At 49.7% G+C, this 4,511-nt stretch carries 3 protein-coding genes; 1 reads left to right on the top strand and 2 read right to left on the bottom strand.

What is annotated here, in order from left to right; translation table 11 throughout:
• Positions 1-71: 71 nt before the first annotated feature.
• Positions 72-1,748, bottom strand: coding sequence for a dihydroxy-acid dehydratase (ilvD, locus tag ADA01nite_RS11890; RefSeq protein ID WP_146810186.1), 1,677 nt, complete (start codon positions 1,746-1,748; stop codon positions 72-74).
• Between the two features lie 263 nt (positions 1,749-2,011).
• Between ilvD and ADA01nite_RS11885 the strand changes: the two genes are divergently transcribed.
• Entirely contained in the window at positions 2,012-3,916 is a 1,905-nt protein-coding gene (locus ADA01nite_RS11885; protein WP_146810185.1) for an OPT family oligopeptide transporter, read from the top strand.
• A 59-nt stretch (positions 3,917-3,975) separates the two neighbouring features.
• Here ADA01nite_RS11885 and ADA01nite_RS11880 read toward each other — a convergent pair whose 3' ends face one another.
• Complete coding sequence (locus ADA01nite_RS11880; protein WP_146810184.1) at positions 3,976-4,362, bottom strand: hypothetical protein; 387 nt, start codon at positions 4,360-4,362, stop codon at positions 3,976-3,978.
• Positions 4,363-4,511: the final 149 nt, after the last annotated feature.

Below are 4,511 nucleotides of genomic sequence, written 5' to 3'. Positions count from 1 at the left end.
GATTTTCACAGAAAAAAGATACATAGCGCCGAAAAAGCGGCAAACTATGTATCTACAGTATCGGCACAAAATTAAATTTTCATAATACCACCGGTGCTGGCTGACGTTACCAATTTTGAGTATCGAGCCAGATAGCCGGTTTTTACTTTCGGTTCGAAGCCTTTCCAGCTGGCTTTGCGTTTTTCCCATTCCTCTTCAGGAACATTCACATCTATGCGGCGCTCGGTAATGTCGATGACGATATGATCGCCGTCCTGTACGAATGCGAGCGGTCCGCCTTCCGCCGCTTCCGGAGAAGCATGTCCGATAGAGAGACCGCGGGAGGCACCGGAGAAGCGGCCATCCGTCACAAGTGCTACTTTGGTGCCGAGACCCATACCGACAATCTGCGAAGTCGGAGCCAGCATTTCCGGCATACCAGGACCTCCTTTTGGACCTTCGTAGCGGATAATAACGACATGACCTTCTTTGATTTTGCCGTTTGCAATTCCTTCCAATGCTTCTTCCTGTGAATCAAATACAATCGCAGGTCCTTCATGACGTGTAATGCCGCCCTGAATGCCACCTGTTTTGATAATAGCACCGTCTGGAGCGAGGTTGCCGAACAATACGGCAAGTCCGCCGGTTTCGGAGTATGGTTTGTTAATCGGGTAAATGACGTTATAGTCCTTTACATCGTGACCGGCAATATTTTCGCCGAGTGTTTTTCCTGTTACGGTCATTACGTCAAGATGCAGGGCTCCTTCTTTCTTGGACAGCTCGTTCAGTACCGCAGAAACACCGCCTGCCGCATGCAAGTCTTCGATGTGCCAGTCGGATGCCGGCGCCAGTTTCGCAAGATGCGGTACGCGTGCCGCTACTTCATTAATGCGCTCTAACGGATAGTCTACTTCCGCTTCGTTGGCGAGCGCCAGCGTATGAAGCACCGTATTAGTGGATCCGCCGAGCGCCATGTCGAGCGCAAAGGCATTATCGATTGCTTTTTCTGTTATGATATCGCGCGGCTTCAGGTCGATTTTGATAAGTTCCATCAGCTGTTTCGCGGCGCGTTTCGCCAATTCTTTGCGTTCCGGATCGGTAGCGAGGATCGTGCCGTTGCCCGGAAGCGCAAGACCAAGCGCCTCTGCAAGACAGTTCATAGAATTGGCGGTAAACATGCCGGAACAGGAGCCGCACGTCGGGCAACCGTATTGCTCAAGCTCTCGAAGCTGGTTGTCATCAATTTTACCGGCCTGATATGCGCCTACGCCTTCAAATACGGAAGACAGGGAGATTTTGCGTCCGTCGCTTGTTCTGCCGGCAGCCATAGGACCACCGCTGATGAAGATAGTAGGAATATTCAGTCTCATTGCTGCTATCATCATTCCCGGCGTAATTTTATCACAGTTCGGAATGCATACCATTCCGTCGAACCAATGCGCCGCGACGACCGTCTCCACTGAATCTGCAATGATTTCGCGGCTCGGCAGGGAGTAGCGCATACCGATGTGCCCCATTGCAATCCCGTCGTCTACGCCGATGGTATTAAACTCGAACGGAACGCCCCCGGCTTCGCGAATCGCTTCTTTTACAAGTTTCCCAAATTCCTGCAAGTGGACATGACCCGGTACAATATCGATATACGAGTTGCATACCGCAATAAACGGTTTGTCGAAGTCCTCATCTTTTACGCCTGCAGCCCGGAGCAAGCTTCGGTGCGGCGCCCGGTCAAATCCCTTTTTGATCATATTGCTGCGTAACTCTGCCACAATAAACCCCTCCACTCATCTATGTTCCTTAATTTAAAATTTTTTTCATTGTATCACTATTTTAGCAGATTGTATATTTGTCAAAATTATTGCTTGCGCAAATATAAGTTGATCCATAACGTTTTTTTTTCAATTCGTTTATAGTAAAAATGGGTAAGAATAAAGTTGGGCGCCTTGAGACGGCAAAGGTATAATGAGATTCGGTATATTTTTACAATTATGAAAAGCCGAATCACGAAAAATTGAATAAAGGCAGGGATAACATGGAAAACAAAGAAAACGCCGCACAGAAACAGAGTGCGAGCGGATTTACGCCGTACATTTCGCCACATGAGCACCGACCGGAAATGACCTGGACGGCGATTATTCTCGGCGGAGTTCTCGCTATTCTTTTCGGTGCGGCAAACGCATATCTGGGATTGATTGTCGGGATGACCGTCAGTGCCTCTATTCCGGCGGCGGTCATTTCAATGGCAATCTTGCGCGGTATTTTGCGCCGCAACTCCATCCTGGAGAACAATACGGTACAGACGATTACGTCGGTGGGGGAATCGCTCGCTGCAGGTGTGATTTTCACCGTTCCGGCGTTGTTCATCTGGAAGCTGCAGCCCAGCATGACGACGATCGCTTTTATTGCGCTGGCGGGTGGGATTCTCGGTATTATTATGATGATTCCCCTACGCAAAGCTTTGATCGTCAAAGAGCATGGCGTGCTTCCGTATCCGGAAGGCACGGCCTGCGCCGAAGTGCTGATCGCCGGAGAGAAAGGCGGCGGCCTGGCTAAGCTCGTTTTCAGCGGACTCGGAATCGGTGCGCTGTTTAAATTCATCGCTGACGGCATTAAAGCATTTCCATCCGAAATCGAAACGGGAATCCGCGGATTCAAAAACGCCGCGGTCGGTATGGATACTCTCCCGTCGCTGCTTGGGGTCGGTTTTATCATCGGACCGCGCATCGCCGGGTATATGCTGGCCGGTGCCGTGCTTGGTTGGCTAGGATTAATTCCGCTGATTAGCTATTTCGGCTCGTTCGCGGCAAATCCAATCTTTCCGGCAACCGATCCGATTAGCAAGCTGGGATTCTGGGACATCTGGAGCAACTATCTGCGTTATATCGGTGCAGGTGCGGTTGCATTCGGAGGAATCGTCAGCCTCTTTAAAGCGCTGCCTACCATCGCGTCTTCGTTTACGATTGCGATGAGAGGTCTTGGTAGTACGCGCGGCGGCACCGGGTCCGGTGTGCTTCGTACAGAAGAAGACATGCCAATGCCGTACATCATCGGACTTGTCGTCATCCTTATTGCCGTTCTGGCGTTCTACCCAAGCATTAATATTGGCATTCCGGGCGCCCTTCTCGTAATGCTGTTCGGTTTCTTCTTCGTCACCGTCTCGTCCCGTATTGTCGGAATCGTCGGAAGCTCTTCCAATCCGGTATCCGGCATGACGATTGCGGCGCTGATTTTGATTACCCTTATCTTGAAGTTAATCGGTTTTAGCGGAGAGAGCGGCATGGTAGCCGCGATTACGATCGGGGCGGTTATTTGTATCTCTGCAGCAATGGCAGGGGATACATCTCAAGATTTGAAAACGGCATTTCTTGTAGGTGCTACGCCGAAGTACCAGCAGTATGCGTTAATGTATGGCGTATTCATTACAAGCTTAACAATCGGGTTGGTGCTGATGCTGCTTGATCAGGCGTACGGATTCGGGTCCAAAAACCTGCCGGCACCGCAGGCTACGCTGATGATGATGGTAGTAGAAGGCATTATGAACGGCAACTTGCCGTGGACGCTTGTCTTTATCGGTATGGCAGCCGCTGCACTGGTAGAGTTGATGGGAATCGGCTCGCTGCCGTTTGCCGTCGGCCTTTATTTGCCGATTCACCTAAGCACTCCGATTATGCTCGGTGGCGTGCTCCGCGGCATTATTGAACGCCGGGAGAAAAACGAGGATATGCTTAAGCAGAAACTCGAGCGCGGCATTCTGTTGTCTTCCGGTTTTATTGCCGGGGAAGCGCTGATGGGAATTCTTATTGCCATTGCCGTCTCCACCGGAATGAGCTTGCCGGAAGAGCCGATTCTAGGCCCGCTCGTCTCGCTTGTAGCCTTCCTGCTTGTCGCAGCCATTCTGTTTGTAACGGCAAATTCGCGAGGCAAGGAAATTTCATAAGATTAAAGGCAGAAAAACACCCCGCATTTCGTACAGGATGCGGGGTGTCTGCATAAAACTTATTGTACTACGGTCAGATTGCTATAGCGGGCAAAGTAGTCCAAAAAAAGTTCGCTTAGCGGAACGATAAAATCGGTTTCGCCTTTTTCATGAATGCCGGAACGGTTGTGGATACGTACGTGTCCTGTACGAATTTTATAATAGGAAGAGGCGAAGCGAGTACTTACTTTTTCATGCTCATTGCCGGGCGTCGGCAATAAAATGTGCCGATCCTTCAACGTATGAGGCACCATGCTGATGATATTCTCGAACAGAATTTGGTATGTGTAGTGCGGGCGCTGCAGAATGATTTCCTTTGTTGTTACTTTGCAGCTTAAGTTTCCGTTTGTATGTGAAAGCAGCAGTGTTCCTTCCATATCTTTGATTTTGATAAAATCTTGATTCATATTTACACCTCGCCCTTTTTCTGTAAAAATCATGAGGAAAGAAGGAGAGAAAGAGGAAAGGAGAGCCAGGGTAGAAAAAGGCGTTCGCTTTTTTCCCCATTGAAATCATCCTCTCGTTCTTTTCTCTCTTTTCCTTCGTACCCCAAAAG

Origin of the sequence: Aneurinibacillus danicus (assembly GCF_007991215.1) — a bacterium.
In the GTDB taxonomy this organism is placed as follows: Bacteria; Bacillota; Bacilli; order Aneurinibacillales; family Aneurinibacillaceae; genus Aneurinibacillus; species Aneurinibacillus danicus.
This window is presented reverse-complemented; position numbering and strand designations above follow the sequence as displayed.

Bases quoted from the DNA above. Each gene is read 5' to 3' on its own strand.
- ADA01nite_RS11880 (WP_146810184.1), bottom strand. From the start codon at position 4,362: ATGAATCAAGATTTTATCAAAATCAAAGATATGGAAGGAACACTGCTG.
- ADA01nite_RS11885 (WP_146810185.1), top strand. From the start codon at position 2,012: ATGGAAAACAAAGAAAACGCCGCACAGAAACAGAGTGCGAGCGGATTT.